Genomic DNA, 16748 nt, shown 5'->3' on the forward strand with positions numbered 1-16748 from the left:
CCTGCGTCTAACGAACGACGATTTCACCGTCTTCCTTGGTGAACGGGCCAACGTCCGGGTTCGGCAGAATATCGAGCACGAGTTCCGACGGACGGCAGAGGCGTGCACCTTTGTCTGTAACGACGATCGGGCGGTTGATCAGGATCGGGTGCTCAATCATCCGGTCAAGCAGTTGCTCCTCGGTAAGATCGGGATTGCCAAGGCCGAGTTCGTCATAGGACGTTCCCTTCTGCCTGAGAATATCGCGAGCCCTCAGCCCATGGCGGATATGAGTCCCGCCAGCTGTTCCCGGCTGGGCGGGTTCTTCAGGTACTCGATGACAACGGGTTCCTCGCCGGATTGGCGGATCATCGCCAGCGTATTGCGCGACGTGCCGCAGGCTGGGTTATGATAGATCGTCACCGACATCGATATCCTCCCCTTCGCTGCCGACCGAACCGGCGCCGTCACGATAATCCACCTGCATGAAATAGAGCCCATCCGGCGGGGCGACAGGACCGCAGGCCTTGCGATCCTTTGCCTCGAGCGCCGCGCGCACATCGTCGGGCGTCCACTTGCCCTCGCCCGCAAGCTTCAGGGTACCGGCAAAGGAACGGATCTGATTGTGCAAGAAGCTTTGCGCCGTGGCGCGGATCTCGATGAGCTCGCCGCTGCGGGTCACATCCAGCCGGTCGAGCGTGCGCACCGGGCTGTTTGCCTGGCAATGCGCCGAGCGAAAGGTGGTGAAATCATGCCGCCCCACAAGGGTCTGGGCCGCGGCATGCATGACCTCGTGATCCATATCCTTCGGCACCCACCAGGCACGTCCGGCTTCCAATGCAAGCGGCGCACGACGGGCGATAATGCGATAGAGATAGTGGCGACGGATGGCTGAAAAGCGCGCATCGAAGCTTTGGTCGACCTCGACGATATCGAGAATAGCAATACGGTTCCCGGCAAGCCTCAGATGGGCATTGAGCGCATTGCGCAGCGTATAGACCTTCCATTCCTTCGAGAGATCTGCATGCATGACCTGCCCCATGGCATGCACGCCGGAATCGGTGCGTCCCGCGCCGCGGATCGAAACGGTCTCGCCGGTCAAGGACAGGATGGCGCCTTCGATTGCGCCCTGCACGGAGGGGCCGTTTTCCTGACGCTGCCAGCCGACATAGGGAATGCCGTCATATTCGACGGTCATCTTGTAACGCGGCATCAGGCTTGCTCCGAGGCGAGCACGGTGCCCGGCGCGATCGGCGTGCCGCGCAGGAAATCGGCGGCCGCCAGCGGTTTGCCACCGGCCTTTTGCAGTTTGGTCAGTCTGACCGCGCCGGAAGCGCAGGCAATGACAAGATCATCCGTCAGAACGTGACCCGAGGCTCCGTTGCCCTCGGCCAATTCAGCGCCTAACACCTTGATACGCTCTGGCCTGCCGGCGATTTCGGCCTCGAACCAGGCGCCGGGAAAGGGCGACAGGCCACGGATATGATTATGGACATCGGCTGCCGGCCTGCCGAAATCGATACGGGTTTCACCCTTGTCGATCTTTGCGGCATAAAGAACGCCTTCGGGCGGCTGAGCGGTCAGCGATAGTTCATCATGCTCCAGCTTGTTCATCGCTTCGACCATGGCCTTTGCGCCGACGAGCATAAGCCTGTCATGCAGTTCGCCCGCAGTCATGGTGTCGCCGATCTCGACTTCGCGTGTCAGCGCGACCGGACCGGTATCCAGCCCCTTGTCCATCTTCATCACCATCATGCCGGTTTTTTTGTCGCCGGCCATGATCGCTCGCTGGATGGGAGCGGCGCCGCGCCAGCGCGGCAGCAGCGAAGCATGACCGTTGTAGCAGCCGAGACGCGTGCCTGACAGAATCGCTTCCGGCAGCAACAGGCCGTAAGCGACGACGACGGCAACATCGGCATCCAGATCGCGGAAGCGCTGGCGTTCGTCGGGATCCTTGAAGTTGACGGGCGTGAAGACCGGCAGTCCCAATAGCTCAGCCGCCTGATGCACCGGCGATTTCTGCAGGTCGAGCCCGCGCCGGCCGCCGGGACGCGGTGGCTGCGTATAAACGGCACGAATCTTGTGGCCGGCATCGATTAGGGACCGCAATGTCGGCACGGAGAATTCGGGCGTTCCCATAAAGATGATATTAAGCGACATGCGATCCATCCGGCTAAGATATCGGTTTTCGAATGACCCAGCGGCGGCGGTACACGCCATCGAGTCCAATGCTAGCCGCCTTCAAACGGGTTTACGAGCTTGAGATCAAGCCCCTCGAAGTCTTTTGTATTGCGCGTCGCCAATGTCGCACCGCTCGCAAGGCAGATGGCGGCGATCATGGCATCCTTCGTTTCCATCCTTCGCCCAATCTTGTGGCGCTGAGCGGAGATTATTCCGTATTGATGGGCTGCGTTGCTCGAAAATCCCAGAACGCGGCCCGAAAACTCTGCCTCTATCGCATCCAGTTCCGCGACCAGTGCCGCCTTGCGCTTCCCGTCAGCCAGGAGTTCCAGTCCAAACCTAATCTCGCCGATGGTGATGGTGGTCAGAAAAACGGCCTCGACGGCGAAGCTATCCAGCCAGGATAATATGCGCTCGCTATGCAGCCGCCCTTGCAACTCCGATACGACATTTGTGTCCAGAACGATCATGCGCAGGCCAGAGCACTATTCGAAATGGGGCGGATCGCGATCCGGCGCATTCCGAAAAGCATTGATTGCCTCGATTTCCTCTTCGCTGAGCTTTTCTGCGCCAAGAATTGCTCTCAACCCCTCCCCCGCCGAGTTGCTCCCACCCTGCTGGCGTCCAAGCGATTGACGCAGTAGTTCGATCGCCTCATCCGAGAGGCTGCGGCCATGCCTGCTGGCATTGGCCTGCAACTGCTTCTTCAAGCTGTCGTCGATGCCGCGCAGCAACAGATCACTCATTCGCGCCTCCTATGATATCAATGATATCATAGGAGCTTGAAGCCGATCTTTCAATGTCTGGGATCAGAGAGCCTTGGACTTCGCAGCTTTGGTGAATTTCTTGATCACCATCTCCCGCTTCAAGCGCGAGATATAGTCGATGAAGAGCACGCCGTTCAGATGGTCGATCTCGTGCTGCACGCAGGTCGCAAGCAGGCCGTCGGCCTCGGTGAGCTGCTCCTTGCCATTGCGGTCCAGATGCTTGACGGTGACGCGCGCCGGGCGCTCCACCTCTGCATAATAATCCGGAATGGAGAGGCAGCCTTCCTCATAGACCGAACGTTCATCCGAAGACGCGACGATCTCCGGATTGATGAAGACCAGTGGCGTTTTCTCTTCGCCCTCGCGCGCGACGTCGATGACGAGCATGCGGCGGGGAACGCCGATCTGGATCGCAGCAAGGCCAATGCCCGGCGCGTCATACATGGTTTCCAGCATGTCGTCGGCGAGGCGCTGAATTTCGGTATCGATCTGCTCAATGGGCTTGGAAGCCTGGCGGAGCAGCGGATCGGGCAAAATGATGAGTGGCTTGATCGTCATGACGTTTCCCATAACGCATCTTGTTGTGCGATGGAATCGCCAAGATGGCGGTGAGACAGTGTTTTTTCAACGACGGCCATCTGGATCAGCGCAAATGATCCAGAAATTATGTTCACGTTTTGATCTGGATATTCGCGATGGTTTTGTTATGGTGCCCATAAGAACTTCATCAGCGCGCCAGGTTTCATGTCTTTCATCATCTTCGGCCAAGCCATTTCCACCGTCCAAGTTCTGACCGGCCTCGTCATCCTGCTTGCGATCGCAGTCATCGTCCTTTTCGTCCGCGGCAAGGCACGCGCGGAAGACGACGCGCTCGACGCCGAGCATACGATGGCGGCGCTGCTACGGTCGCAGGCGGAGATGCAGGGACGGCTCGCCACCATGGCCGAAGTCTTCGGCTCCAGACAGGCCGAGCTCAATCAAGCCATCGGCCAGCGCCTCGACGGCATGTCGCAGCGGGTGACGGCGACGATCGGCGAGCAGACGCGCTCGACCCATGAAAACCTGCGCCGCCTGCAGGAACGGCTCGCCGTCATCGATGCCGCCCAGACCAATATCCAGACGCTGGCGAAGGATGTGGTCGGCTTGCAGGCCATCCTTTCCAACAAGCAGACACGCGGCGCCTTCGGCCAGGCACGCATGGAAACCATCATCGCCGATGGGCTGCCGATGGGCGCCTATGCATTCCAGGCGACGCTATCGAACGGCTCACGGCCTGACTGTACCGTTCGCATGCCGAACGGTTCGCCACCGCTTGTGATCGACGCGAAATTTCCGCTGGAAGCCTGGAGTGCCATTCGCGCTGCTGCCAACCCCGAACATGGCAAGATCGCCGCACAGCAGTTCCGCCGGGATTTGGAGCTGCATATTCGCGATATCTCGGAAAAATATCTGATCCCCGGTGAGACGCAGGATACGGCCTTTCTCTTCGTGCCGTCCGAGTCGATCTTTGCCGAGATACACGAGAATTTCGAGGCGATCGTGCAGAAGGCCCAGCGCGCGCGCATCGTCATCGTCTCACCCTCGCTGCTGATGTTGTCGATCCAGGTCATCCAAGCTGTCCTGAAGGATCAACGCATGCGCGAGCAGGCCCATGTGATCCAGAGCGAAGTGGCGCATCTGATGGATGACCTCTCGCGCCTCGATGAACGCGTGCGCAAGCTGCAGGGGCATTTCGCCATGGCGCAGAAGGATGTCGATATGATCGTTACCTCTGCTGACAAGCTGGCGAGGCGCGGCGAGCGGATAGAGGCGCTGGAATTCGAGGCGGCAAAAGAGCCTGCCAAGCCGCGCGCGGAAGAACGGCCCAAGCCTGTCGACAACCGCACAAGCCAACTCAAGCTCAGGGTAGTTGACGAAGACTGATCGCTTCGGCAGTGTCGCGCCCACTCGATGCATGATCCGAAAAGACAAAGGCAGCCTTCTGGGCAGGATCATGCAGGCGCAACACCCAGGGCAGGACATCGCATGATCACTATTTTCGGCTCCATCAATATGGACCTCATCGCCACCACGGATCGTTTGCCGAAGCCGGGCGAAACGGTTGCCGGCAACGGCTTTTCCACGGCCGCCGGCGGCAAGGGCGCCAACCAGGCGCTGGCCGCGCGCCGCGCCGGCGCAACGGTCCGCCTCAGCGGGGCGGTCGGCAATGATGCCTTCGCGGAACCTGCGCTTGCCTTGCTCGATACGGCAGGGACCGATCTTTCCACCGTCCGGCATGTATCCGAAGCGACGGGCACGGCTCTCATCCTCGTGGGGGGTGACGGTGAGAACATGATCGCCGTTGTGCCGGGCGCCAATGGTACGAACACCGCCGAACACGCAGCGGCCGCCATTGCTGCTCTGAATGCCGGCGATACGCTAATGCTTCAGCTCGAAATTCCGGTCGCGGCCGTCGAGATGGCGCTGAACGCCGCGAAAGCAAAGGGCGTGCGCACCGTGCTCAATCTGGCGCCGCTGATCCCGGAAGCTGCCCGCCTCGGCCGCCTTGCCGATATCGTCATCGCCAACGAGACGGAATTCGAGAGGCTTGCCGGCCAGGACAACATGTCGGCTTCCGAGCGCGAGGCAGCCCTGGTTCGCCTACATGGTGAAACCGGCCAGACGCTGATCGTCACGCTTGGCGGCGATGGTGTCATCGCCATTCGCGACGGCGAGCTCGCGCGCGCCAAGGGTCTCGTGATCGAGCCGGTCGACACCGTCGGCGCCGGCGATACCTTCTGCGGTTATTTTGCAGCCAGCCTCGATCAAGGCCTGGATTTCCATGCCAGCCTGCGTCGGGCTGCCGTCGCCGGTTCGCTCGCCTGCTTGAAGCCTGGAGCACAGCCGTCCATTCCGGTTGCAAGCGAAGTGGCCGAAAAGCTTTAAAGCTAAAATTCCCCACGCATCGGGAAGCGCAATTAATTAAATTTTTGCGCTTCCATATCATTCTCCTCTGGCCTGGCGCGCATAGCCTTCCGGTTGCGGCAGGAATCTTAACGGCGGCTCCATGACAGGGCCATCCTGCGCCGACCTTGCATTCGGATAATGTGTATCCGACGCATCGCTTTTTCGAGGAAATGATGTTCATCTTTCGCATGAAGTCGCTTGCGGCCAAGCTCATCTTGGTCACCGGGCTGGCGATCGCACTCGTTCTGCTGGTTTCCAATTTTCTGCTGATTTCCCAGACCCGCGATCGCGTCGAGACGCTGACAATGGATCAGGCGAACACCGAGGCCAAGTCCATTTCCAACGAGATCGCCGCAAATGTCGGCGAACTGGCGAGCGCCGCCCGCTCCATGGCCGCCATCATCGGCCGCGGCCACGAGGGTCATACCTTCGACCGCAAGGGCATGATCAATATCCTCAAGGCCAATGTCGAGCAGAATGCCTTTGCCTTCGGCAGCTGGTTCTGTGAGCAGCTCGGCGCGCTGGATGGCAAGACGACCGAACTTGCCAACAACAAGGATCAGGCCGTCAACGACAAGGGCGCCTTCACGCCCTATTGGTCGAAGACCAAGGATGGCGGCATCCAGTTCTCGACTTTCGACAATGATTACAGCGCCGCCTGGTGGAAGCTTGCCGCCGACAGCGGAAAGGGCGCGATCACGCCGCCCTATCTCGCGCAGGGAACCGACGTTCCGACGACCATGAGCTCGATCGCCTATCCCGTCATGTCGGGCGGCAAGCTGATCGGTGTCGCAGGGGTCGACATTTCTCTCGGCTCGCTTTCGACGAAGCTGCAGAAGATGCAGCCTTTCGGCACCGGCCGCGTGCTGCTGGTTTCCCAGGACAACAAGTGGCTGGTGGCACCGAGCGTCGACCTGCTGATGAAGGACTATAACGGTTCTGGCGCTGACGTCATCAAGGCGGCGCTGACCACCTCTTCTTCAAGCGTCCTCAAGAACCTTTCTGAAAATGGCGGCGAAGCATTCGACCGCGTCGTCTATCCTTTCGCCGTTCCCGGCCTCAATGCCACCTGGGTCGTTCTCATCGACGTGCCGCATAGCGCCATTGCATCACCGGTACGCGATCAGACCTATATGATGATCGTTGCCGGCATTCTCGTGCTTGCCGCCGTCATGCTCGCCCTCTACGTCGCTGTGCGCGGTTTCGTGCAGAAGCCGCTCGCCGGCCTCGTCGCAAGCGTCAATCGCCTCAGCACCGGCAATTATGCCGAACCGGTCGCCGGCCAGGCAGGTGCAGACGAAGTTGGCTCGGTCGCCAAGGCACTGGAAGGGTTCCGCTTTGCGCTTGCCGACACCAAGCGCCTCGAAGGCGAAGCCAACGATCAGCGTCTGGCTGCCGAGGGCGAACGCCGCCGGTCGGAGAGCGAACGCAACGAGAGCGTCACCCTCCAGCGCCATATCGTCAGCATTCTCGGCAATAGCCTCGCCGAGCTCTCCAAGGGCAACCTCACACAGCGGATCACGGACGATTTCCCCGGCGAATATGCCCAGCTCAAGCAGGACTTCAATGCTGCGCTGGCGAGCCTTGAGGAGACGGTTCATACCGTCAATGTCAGCGTCGGCAATATCGGCAGCGGCACCGGCGAAATCAGCAACAGTGCCTCGGATCTCGCCCGCCGCACCGAACAGCAGGCGGCCAGCCTCGAAGAGACGGCGGCAGCCCTCAACGAGCTGACCGCGCAGGTCAATTCCAGCGCCGAAAACGCACGCACGGCGGCAAGCAGCGTAAACGCGGCGTCTCAGGATGCCGAGCATTCCGGCGAGATCGTGCAGAAGGCCATTTCCTCCATGCACGGCATCGAGCAATCGTCGCAGGAAGTGTCGCGCATCATCGGCGTCATCGACGAGATTGCTTTCCAGACCAATCTCCTGGCGCTCAACGCCGGCGTCGAAGCGGCGCGGGCGGGCGACGCTGGCAAAGGCTTTGCCGTTGTCGCGCAGGAAGTGCGCGAACTGGCTCAGCGCTCGGCAAATGCCGCAAAGGAGATCAAGACTTTGATCAACGCCTCGGCCGGACAGGTCAAGGAAGGCGTCGATCTGGTCGGCCGCACGGGCGATGCCCTGCACAAGATCGCCCAGCAGGTCATGGAGATCAACGGCTTGATCCGTCAGATCTCCGCTTCCGCGAGCGAGCAGGCTATCGGCCTGAAGGAAATCAATTCTGCCATGAACCAGATGGATCAGGTAACCCAGCAGAATGCCGCGATGGTCGAGGAAACCACAGCCTCGAGCGTTGCCCTTGCCGAAGAAGCCCAGTCACTTCGGACACTCGTTGCGCGCTTCCGCACTGCACGTGCCATCCAGGAGAATGCCAGCGCGTTGCGGGCGACCGCTCAACAAATGCGGGCTCCGGCCGCGCCGCGGCGGGCAGCTCCTACCGCTGCATCACCGGCACGCAAGGCAATTCCACAGACGCAGGGCGCCAACGCACTCGCCCAGGACGACTGGGAAGAATTCTGAGCCGAGCCTGGACAGGTAAAAGGTACAAAAGGCCGCCGGATCGCTCCGGCGGCCTTTTTGATAAGTTAGTCAGATGCGGGCGAAGCGCTCCGTCAACAGCGCGAAGAAGCCGTCGGCATCGACATCGCGCATGACCTTGGCGTTGCGCTTGCGGTCGGTGACGTGCCACCAGTCGACGACGGTCATGCCGACGGTCAGTTCCGACGTCACTTCGATTTCCACGTTGCATTCGCGGCCCTTGAAGAGCTCGGGCTTCAGAAGGTAGGCGATGACTGTGGGATCGTGCAGCGGACCGCCGTCCGAACCGTATTTCTCGATATCAAAACGCTCGAAGAACTGCAGCATTTCGACCATGGCCTTGGCTGGCGGCGTGCCGACGGCAGCAATGCGCTCGACGCGATCCTTGCGCGTCAGCAGCTTATGGGTGACGTCGAGCGGCATCATGACGATGGGCACGCCGGAACGGAACACCACGTCCGCCGCCTCCGGATCGACATAGATGTTGAACTCGGCCGCCGGCGTGATGTTGCCGCCCTCGAAAAAGCCGCCGCCCATCATTACGAGTTCGCGCACGCGACCGACGATGTCAGGCGCCTTCTGGAACGCCATTGCGATATTGGTCAGCGGGCCGAGCGTGCAGAGGGTCACAGCGCCTTCCGGCTCCTTGCGCAGCGTATCAATGATGAAATCGACGGCGTGGCCTGGCTGCAGTTCCATCGTCGGCTCGGAGAGTTCCGGACCGTCGAGGCCGGTCTTGCCGTGTACATGTTCGGCAGTGACCAGCTTGCGCTTGAGCGGTGCATCAGCGCCGGCAAACACCTTGACGTCGCGACGATCGCAGAGCTCGCAGACGATGCGGGCATTCCGGCTCGTCAACCGCAGCGGCACGTTGCCGGCGACGGTCGTGATGCCAAGCACGTCGATCTCCTGACGGCTGCCGAAGGCAAGAAAGATCGCCGCGGCGTCGTCCTGACCGGGGTCGGTATCGATGATGATTTTTCTAGGTTCGGTCATGTCTTCAACTTTCCTCCGGTACAGATCGACAGGCTTTGTCGCGGGTCCGGTCCGGCTTTGTCAAGCGCTCGCTCGCCATGTGACAAAACCATTTTTCACCACGGATTTCGATCTCGCAAATGCGAAGACCTCATGGCTTGCACTCGCAGGCGCGTACTCCCATATTAGGGACAACCGGGTGCTGAAGATCAGGTCCGGAACGGTCGCTTGACACCCAAGGACTTTGAGACGATGAGCCGGACGACTCCCTTTGCCAGCCCGCTGCTTCTGGGCTTCGACACTATGGAAAAGACGCTTGAGCGAATTTCCAAGGTCAGCGACGGTTACCCTCCCTACAATATCGAGCGGATGCGCGCGGATCGCCTGTCGGGCGAGCCGGAACGCCTGCGCATCACGCTGGCGGTCGCCGGCTTTTCCGAAGACGAGCTTGACGTCACTACGGAAGAGAACCAGCTGCTGATCCGCGGACGCCAAATGGAACAGGGCGAGCGAGACTATCTCTACCGGGGCATCGCGGCCCGGCAGTTCCAGCGTGTTTTTGTCCTTGCCGACGGCATGCAGGTGCTCGGCGCCACGCTGAAGAACGGTCTGCTCTCCGTCGATCTCATTCGGCCGGAACCGGACCGCGTGGTAAAGAAAATTAACATTTCGGTCTCACAGTAGAACAACGGCCTAGAGCCGGATGATTTCAGGCCGAATCAACCTGAAGTCCGAATCGGCTCTAGAATCAAAGAACTAGAGCACGACGTCACCCGAAAGCCGCTCACACTTTTGGTCATCATGCTCTGGAGCCGTTGGTCCCTCATACTGGAGGTACGAGCATGTTGTTGAAAGAAGCTAACGCCCGCCTGACCCCATCCGAACTTGCCAATATCGGCACCGGCGAGGTCGCCTATATCAGAAAAATGGATTGGTCCGAAGTATCCCGTTGCTTCCCGGAAGCGCCGGATATCGATCCGGACGTCGATCTCTGGGCGCTTTTCGGCGCTGACGGCACCCCTATTCTGCTGACCGATAATCGATCCAGCACCTTCTATCGTGCTGCAGAAGACGAATTGAAGACGGTCAGCCTGCACTGACCGTGAGCCTCGTCCGGCGGTGAAACACCGTCCGCAAGGACCTTATCGAGGCGCCGGCGCATAGCCGCGCATGCGCATGATCCAGACCGCCTCGAGCGGCGCTCCTCACGGGATGATGCGAATATTTCAATTTGAGATTCTCGCCCGTAATTGGAGCGATCAGACCCTCTTGAAGGTCAGATAGGCCGACGAGCGCCCTTCGCGCCTGGCCTTGGCCTCGTAACGCGTGCTCGGCCACCCCTCATAGGGCGTCAGCCAGTCGGCGGCATTCTGCGCGGTCCATTCGAAGCCACCATGCGCCTGGCAATGCTGCAGCGTCCAATTGACATAGGTGTCGATGTCGGATGCGAAGCAGAAGAGCGCCCCGGGCTTCAGGACACGATGGAAGCGGGAAAGGTTCACCTGCGAAACGAAGCGGCGTTTCCAATGCTTCTTCTTCGGCCAGGGATCGGGATAGAGCAGGTCGATCTGGTCCAGGCAGGCGTCAGGCAGCCAATCCAGCACCTGCGTCGCATCGTCATTATAGACACGGATGTTGCGCGCGCCGGCGTCGTCGACGCTCGCAAGCAGCTTCTGCATCGAATTGACGAAAGGTTCTACTCCGATAAAGCCGGTCTTCGGCTGCTCCAGCGCCCGGTGGATCAGATGCTCCCCACCGCCGAAACCGATCTCCAGGCGCAGACGCTCGGTCGGCACCGGGAAGAGATCGTTCAGCGGCTGCGGCGCCGGGGCGGAAAGATCGAGGATGAACTGCGGCAGCAATGCTTCCAGCTTTTCGGCCTGCTGGCCGCGCAAGGCTTTACCCTTGCGGCGGCCGAAGAATGCTTCCGTCGCCCGCGACCGGCGCTCGGTATCGATCATGCGGCTTCCCGGAGCTTTACGGCTTCCTTGAGAGCCTTCACCAGGTCCGTACGCTCCCAGGAGAAGGAGCCGTCGCGACCGGCCTTGCGGCCGAAGTGACCGTAAGCCGAGGTCTTGGCGTAGATCGGCTTGTTGAGGTCGAGGTGACGGCGAATGCCGGTGGGCGAAAGGTCCATGTTCTTGCGGATGGCCGCTTCGACCTGATCCTCGGTGACGTCCTTGCCCGTACCGTGCAGGTCGACATAGATCGACAGCGGCTGGGCAACGCCGATCGCGTAAGAGAGCTGGATCGTGCAGCGATCGGAAAGACCGGCGGCAACGACGTTCTTTGCAAGGTAGCGCGCAGCATAGGCAGCGGAACGGTCGACCTTGGTCGTGTCCTTGCCCGAGAAGGCACCGCCGCCATGCGGGGCTGCGCCGCCGTAGGTATCGACGATGATCTTGCGGCCGGTGAGGCCGGCATCGCCGTCCGGACCGCCGATAACGAACTTGCCGGTAGGGTTGATGTACCACTTGCAGTCGGAGGCAATCTTCAGGTCGCCGAGCGCTTCGCGGATATAGGGCTCGACGACGGCGCGTACCTTCTTCGAATCCCAGCTGTCGTCGAGATGCTGGGTCGACAGCACGATCGAGGCCACTTCGGAGGGCTTGCCGTCGACATAGCGAACCGTCACCTGGCTCTTGGCGTCAGGCCCGAGCTTGGCGACTTCGCCATCGCCCTTCTTGCGGGCGGTTGCGAGCAGCTGCAGGATCTTGTGGGAATAGTAGATCGGCGCCGGCATGAGGTCAGGCGTTTCCTTGCAGGCGTAGCCGAACATGATGCCCTGGTCGCCGGCACCTTCGTCACCCTGCTGGTCGGCGGCATTGTCGACGCCCTGGGCGATATCGGCGGACTGCGAGTGCAGAAGCACATCGATGCGGGCCTTCTTCCAGTGGAAGCCGTCCTGCTCGTAGCCGATATCCTTGATGGCGCGGCGGGCGGCGGCCTTGAACTTCGAAGGATTGATGACATCGTTGCCGTCCTTGTCCTTCTTCATCAGGCTCGGCGGGAGACGAACCTCACCGGCGATGACCACGCGGTTGGTGGTGGCAAGGGTCTCACATGCAATGCGCACGCTCCAAGGGTTCACGCCGGTCTTTGTGGCCTCGCGATAAACCAGATCAACGATTTCATCGGAAATGCGGTCACAAACTTTATCCGGGTGACCTTCGGCAACAGACTCACTCGTAAACAGATAATTCGCGCGCATACGGGATTCCCCTCAAAGAACAAATCTCTGCTTTTGATATTCGTCTCCGGCGCGAAAAACAAGTCGCACAAGGACATAAATATATCTTTATATCCCCGCCAAAGTGATAAATTTTTGCCTTAAATAGGGAAAAGGCGGCCAAAACGGCCGCCTCCCGACTTTCTCGATCTTTGCTTGCTTTCGAAGTACTGCTTACTCGGCGTCGGCCTCGGCCGCGAGTGCCTTGACCAACTCGACAACCTTGCGTCGGACCTTGCCATCGGAAATCTTCACGAAGGCGCGGTTAAGCTGCAATCCTTCGGAAGAGGACAGAAAGTCGACGACGTAGTTGGAGCTGGATGCTTCGGCCATGCCGCCGGCACCGGCTGCGTGGTCACCCGGCGCATCCTCGAAAAAGAAGGAGACCGGGACATTGAGGATGCTGGAGATGTTCTGGAGGCGGCTGGCGCCGACACGATTGGTGCCTTTTTCGTATTTCTGAATCTGCTGAAACGTAATTCCGAGGCTTTCGCCGAGCTTCTCCTGGCTCATGCCAAGCATCGTGCGGCGGAGGCGTATGCGGCTACCGACATGAATGTCGATGGGGTTCGGCTTCTTTTTATTCTCTATCATCATTTTACCCTAACATAGGTTGAATTCAGGACCTGCCACCCGGTACCCTTCTCCACCCCTATAACGCTACGTTGCAGCCGATGCCCCCAAGGCCTCCAGTCTACGTTCAAAAGGCGGATGTCTAGCACTATGCAATTTTAGGGTTTTTTGGTCAATTCACCCTAAAAATAAAACCCATGCGCGAAATCGCAGCGATCAGACCGGCTGCAGCGATGATCAACCAAAAGTATGTTTTTCTGGCCTTATCGTCGATGCGCGAAACGGTTGCGCCACCCAGAGTAGCATCAATAAAGCCTTGCTGGTTATAATCGATACCAGAAAGCAGACGTCCGCGTGCATCGACAAATGCTGAAATACCAGTATTGGCGCTCCGAATCAGCGGTAATCCCTGCTCCACCGCTCTCACTCTTGCCTGCAGGAAATGCTGGTATGGCCCTGGCGTATCGCCAAACCAGCCGTCGTTCGTAACGTTGAGGATGGCGTTGGCCTGCCTGATTTCCGGGGTCATCTCGTTCGGAAAAATGATCTCGTAACAGATCAGCGGATAGAATTTCAGGCCATCCGGCATGCTCAGCAATTCCCGTTTGGCGGCCGCTGAAAACCCTCCCGGCAGTTCGATGACATTTTCGATGCCGAGATAGCCGAGGATATGTTCGAAGGGGACGTATTCTCCGAAAGGAACCAGATGGGTCTTGTCGGAGGCCCCGATGATCTGACCTCGCCCATCGATGACGTAAATGGAGTTGTAATAGCGCGGATCGACGCCGGGTCCCATATCTTCGATGCGGACGGCACCGGTAATCAGGATCTGGTCGTCGTCGAGCTGATCGGCGATGCGGGCGAGCGCATCGCGATTGTCGGTGAGGATGAAGGGCACGGCCGTTTCTGGCCAGACGATGATGTCAGGCCGCTTGCCGCCATTGGCAGGCGGCTGCACGGAAAGCGCCAGGTGCCTGTCGAAGATGGCGGCGCGATCGCCGGCGGTGTCCATCTTGGCTTCCTGGTCGATGGAAGGCTGGACGATGCGCACGACAGGCGCCGTCTTCACACCTGCCAACGGCGCCTCCGGCTGGCTCAGTGCATAATAGCCATAGCCGAAATGGGCTGAAACGATGAGAACGGCAAGCCCGAGCCCCGGCACCCGGCCCTGGCGCGTACCAAGCAATGCCGGTGCCGCGAAGACGAAGACGGCAAGCACGGTGACCCCGAGCACCCCGATCAAATGCGCCGACTGCATCATCAGCGGAATGGGCATGGCGCCATAGCCGACGGCATTCCAGGGAAAGCCGCTGAAAAGGAAACTGCGCAACCATTCGAGAATGCCGAAGCTGAAGGCAAGCGCGGCGATGCGTCCCATGCCATCGGACCACAGGACACGGGCAAGCATGGTCGCGGCACCGTAGAAGACCGCCAGGAAGGCGGGAAGACCGAGGATCGCGAGCGGCAAGGCCCAGGCGAACTCGTCGGCATCGATCAGCAGCGCGTGGCCGAGCCACCAGAGGCCGGCAACAAAATAACCGAAGCCGAACAGCCAACCGGTGAAGAAAGCCGGCCACAGACGCCCGAACAGGCCACTATCCGGCCCAGCGGCAACGCCATCCAGCAGCCAGACCAGGAGCGTGAAAGAAATGAACATCGCCGCGAAGAAGCCGAAGGGCGGCAGCGCCAGCACCCCGATGGCTCCGGCAAGGATTGCAAGCAACGCACGTTTGAAACCCCAGACGAGGATCACCTTGCCCGAAAGCCATTCCATGCGCCAGCTCCGTCCAATCGCGAATCAACTGGCGGCAGTCTTTCAAAAAAGCAGCGATTTGTCCCGCTGAAGCGCCATTTATTGGCTGGCGGCATTGCGTTCGGTTGGCATTTCCTCAGCGATCGCGTCGTGTGCCAGCAAGCCGCGTTCAGATGTTCCCGCTTCGCCCTCGAGCTTTGCTGGACGACGCCGGACAGCATGACGCTTGCGTGTGATGCGCACCCGCTTGATGCGGCGCGGATCGGCATCGAGAATATGAAACTCGAAGCCCGGAAGCGCCTGCACCACCTCACCGCGCACGGGAATGCGTCCGAGCGCGGAGAAGATCAAGCCACCAAGCGTATCCACCTCGTCCACCTGCTCGGCGATATCGAAATCCGGACCGATCGCGGCGGCGATCTCCTCCAGCTCGACACGGGCGTCGGCAACGAAGACGTCCTCGGAAACGCGCTTGAACATGACTTCTTCATCATCATGCTCGTCGTCGATATCGCCCACGACCATTTCGACGATGTCCTCATGCGAGGCCAGACCATCCGTGCCGCCATATTCGTCGATGACGAGGGCCATCTGCGTGCGGTTGACCTGCATGCGGCGCAGCAGGTCGGAGGCGAGCATCGAGGGCGGCACGAAGAGGATCTTGCGGATGATGCCGGCCTCAGCCAGCGTCTTCTGCAGATCGACGCGCGAAAGATCGAAATTCGGCTTGGCGGACCGCACCGGCTTTTCGGCCGCAGGTGCTGCCGTTGCGGCGGCCGCCGTCTTAGCGCTGCCGCTGCGGCGCTTGTTGCGAGCCTGCTTGGCAACATAGGACAGCAGGTCGCGGATATGCACCATGCCACGCGGATCATCCAGCGTATCGGCATAGACGGGCATGCGTGAGCGGCCGCTTTCCTCGAAGAGGATCATCAGCTCGCCGATGGTGATGTTCTGATCCACGGCCTCGATGTCGGCACGCGGCACCATGACATCCTCGACGCGCACCTCGCGGAAGCGCAGGATATTGTGCAGCATCGCCCGCTCATCCGCGGAGAAGGCGTCGTCACCGGCCGCGTTGGTCATCAGCGCGTCGGCAAGGTCCTCGCGCAACCGGGCGGAATCCTGTGCCGGGCGCAGAATGCGCGCGGCACGTGCCCAGAAGGAAGAGTGGGATCGCTTGCCGTTGCTACTACTGCCTACCTCGTCGGAGGAGGCTGCATCGGCTCCGTCTTTGGCCTCGGGGGCCGATCTTGTCGTAAAGTCGCTCATTGTTCCTGGTCAGACAGGGTTCAGATCAAATGGGGTCTTGTCCCGCATAGGGATCAGATAGGCCAAGACTAGCCAAAATGCGAGTCTCCAGCCCCTCCATTCTTTCGGCTTCGCTATTATTCATATGGTCGTAGCCGAAGAGATGCAAGAAACCATGCACCATCAAATGCGTGAGATGGTCGTCAAAACTCTTTTCGAGTTCCACCGCCTCACGCTCCACCGTCTCCCTGGCGATGATGATATCGCCCAGCATCGGGCCGGGTTTGCCGCCGGGTTCAAGCGGAAAAGCTGGAAAGGAAAGAACGTTTGTCGCCTTGTCCTGAGAGCGCCATTCCGCATTGATCTCGCGGATCGAGGCATCGTCGGTGAAAACCAGCGACAATTCGGGCGCCATTTTTGGAAATGGCTGCTTCTCGTGTTTCCTAAGATAATTTGCAGCTTCGCCCAGCACGCGCTCGGCAAGCGACTGCAATATTTCTTCGGAGGGCCAATCGCCCTCCTCCACGCTGATCTGTATGTCGAGTTCGGCCATGAGCTTT

General features: G+C 60.0%; 17 protein-coding genes and 1 pseudogene. 5 read left to right on the plus strand and 13 right to left on the minus strand.

The window, feature by feature from the left end; genetic code table 11:
* Nucleotides 1–7 precede the first annotated feature (7 nt).
* The 6 genes and pseudogenes from arsC to def form a co-directional block, all read right to left on the minus strand.
* Nucleotides 8–408: pseudogene (gene arsC / locus AC13QE_RS14710) on the minus strand (arsenate reductase (glutaredoxin)).
* Nucleotides 386–1192 carry a tRNA pseudouridine(38-40) synthase TruA gene (gene truA / locus AC13QE_RS14715; protein ID WP_488484218.1) on the minus strand — a complete coding sequence of 269 codons (807 nt, stop codon included), beginning with the start codon at nucleotides 1190–1192 and terminating at the stop codon, nucleotides 386–388. The pseudogene arsC and the gene truA overlap by 23 nt, the downstream one beginning before the upstream one ends.
* Entirely contained in the window at nucleotides 1192–2139 is a 948-nt protein-coding gene (gene fmt / locus AC13QE_RS14720; protein WP_488484219.1) for a methionyl-tRNA formyltransferase, read from the minus strand. The genes truA and fmt overlap by 1 nt, the downstream gene beginning before the upstream one ends.
* Before the next feature lie 71 nt (nucleotides 2140–2210).
* A complete protein-coding gene (locus tag AC13QE_RS14725; protein ID WP_488484220.1) occupies nucleotides 2211–2630 on the minus strand; it encodes a PIN domain-containing protein in 420 nt (139 codons plus the stop codon).
* A 15-nt stretch (nucleotides 2631–2645) separates the two neighbouring features.
* The gene (locus AC13QE_RS14730; RefSeq protein ID WP_015338646.1) at nucleotides 2646–2906 is read right to left on the minus strand and encodes a FitA-like ribbon-helix-helix domain-containing protein; all 261 of its coding nucleotides are present in this window, start codon (nucleotides 2904–2906) and stop codon (nucleotides 2646–2648) included.
* 63 nt (nucleotides 2907–2969) lie between these two features.
* A complete protein-coding gene (def, locus tag AC13QE_RS14735) occupies nucleotides 2970–3485 on the minus strand; it encodes a peptide deformylase (RefSeq protein ID WP_488484221.1) in 516 nt (171 codons plus the stop codon).
* Between the two features lie 186 nt (nucleotides 3486–3671).
* On the opposite strand from def, the gene AC13QE_RS14740 reads away from it, so the two are divergent.
* The 3 genes from AC13QE_RS14740 (at nucleotide 3672) to AC13QE_RS14750 (ending at nucleotide 8392) form a co-directional block, all read left to right on the plus strand.
* Entirely contained in the window at nucleotides 3672–4850 is a 1179-nt protein-coding gene (locus AC13QE_RS14740) for a DNA recombination protein RmuC (RefSeq protein ID WP_488484222.1), read from the plus strand.
* Nucleotides 4851–4952: 102 nt separating this feature from the next.
* A complete protein-coding gene (locus AC13QE_RS14745) occupies nucleotides 4953–5852 on the plus strand; it encodes a ribokinase (protein ID WP_488484223.1) in 900 nt (299 codons plus the stop codon).
* Nucleotides 5853–6046: 194 nt separating this feature from the next.
* A complete protein-coding gene (locus AC13QE_RS14750; RefSeq protein WP_488484224.1) occupies nucleotides 6047–8392 on the plus strand; it encodes a methyl-accepting chemotaxis protein in 2346 nt (781 codons plus the stop codon).
* A 69-nt stretch (nucleotides 8393–8461) separates the two neighbouring features.
* Here the strand turns inward: AC13QE_RS14750 and AC13QE_RS14755 are convergent, their stop codons facing one another.
* Entirely contained in the window at nucleotides 8462–9406 is a 945-nt protein-coding gene (locus AC13QE_RS14755) for a nucleoside hydrolase (RefSeq protein ID WP_132715693.1), read from the minus strand.
* A gap of 231 nt (nucleotides 9407–9637) precedes the next feature.
* Here AC13QE_RS14755 and AC13QE_RS14760 point away from each other — a divergent pair, with 231 nt between their 5' ends.
* Both AC13QE_RS14760 and AC13QE_RS14765 read left to right on the plus strand, forming a co-directional pair.
* Complete coding sequence (locus tag AC13QE_RS14760) at nucleotides 9638–10069, plus strand: Hsp20 family protein (RefSeq protein WP_095433817.1); 432 nt, start codon at nucleotides 9638–9640, stop codon at nucleotides 10067–10069.
* Nucleotides 10070–10227: 158 nt separating this feature from the next.
* Nucleotides 10228–10485, plus strand: coding sequence for a BQ00720 family protein (locus tag AC13QE_RS14765; protein WP_112336665.1), 258 nt, complete (start codon nucleotides 10228–10230; stop codon nucleotides 10483–10485).
* Nucleotides 10486–10644: 159 nt separating this feature from the next.
* Here AC13QE_RS14765 and trmB read toward each other — a convergent pair whose 3' ends face one another.
* The 6 genes from trmB to ybeY all read right to left on the minus strand — a co-directional run bounded on the left by trmB (nucleotide 10645) and on the right by ybeY (nucleotide 16741).
* Entirely contained in the window at nucleotides 10645–11346 is a 702-nt protein-coding gene (gene trmB, locus AC13QE_RS14770) for a tRNA (guanosine(46)-N7)-methyltransferase TrmB (protein WP_488484225.1), read from the minus strand.
* Nucleotides 11343–12596, minus strand: coding sequence for a methionine adenosyltransferase (gene metK / locus AC13QE_RS14775; RefSeq protein ID WP_015338637.1), 1254 nt, complete (start codon nucleotides 12594–12596; stop codon nucleotides 11343–11345). The genes trmB and metK overlap by 4 nt, the downstream gene beginning before the upstream one ends.
* A 192-nt stretch (nucleotides 12597–12788) precedes the next feature.
* Nucleotides 12789–13208 carry a helix-turn-helix domain-containing protein gene (locus AC13QE_RS14780; protein WP_132716659.1) on the minus strand — a complete coding sequence of 140 codons (420 nt, stop codon included), beginning with the start codon at nucleotides 13206–13208 and terminating at the stop codon, nucleotides 12789–12791.
* Between the two features lie 151 nt (nucleotides 13209–13359).
* Nucleotides 13360–14961 (minus strand): apolipoprotein N-acyltransferase, encoded by a 1602-nt coding sequence (lnt, locus tag AC13QE_RS14785; RefSeq protein WP_488484226.1) that lies wholly within the window; start codon nucleotides 14959–14961, stop codon nucleotides 13360–13362.
* Between the two features lie 78 nt (nucleotides 14962–15039).
* Nucleotides 15040–16209, minus strand: coding sequence for a hemolysin family protein (locus AC13QE_RS14790; protein WP_488484227.1), 1170 nt, complete (start codon nucleotides 16207–16209; stop codon nucleotides 15040–15042).
* 25 nt (nucleotides 16210–16234) lie between these two features.
* On the minus strand, nucleotides 16235–16741 hold the full coding sequence (ybeY, locus tag AC13QE_RS14795; protein WP_488484228.1) for an rRNA maturation RNase YbeY: 507 nt from the start codon (nucleotides 16739–16741) through the stop codon (nucleotides 16235–16237).
* Nucleotides 16742–16748 lie beyond the last annotated feature (7 nt).

Source organism: Martinezella sp. CNPSo 3957 (assembly GCF_057784395.1).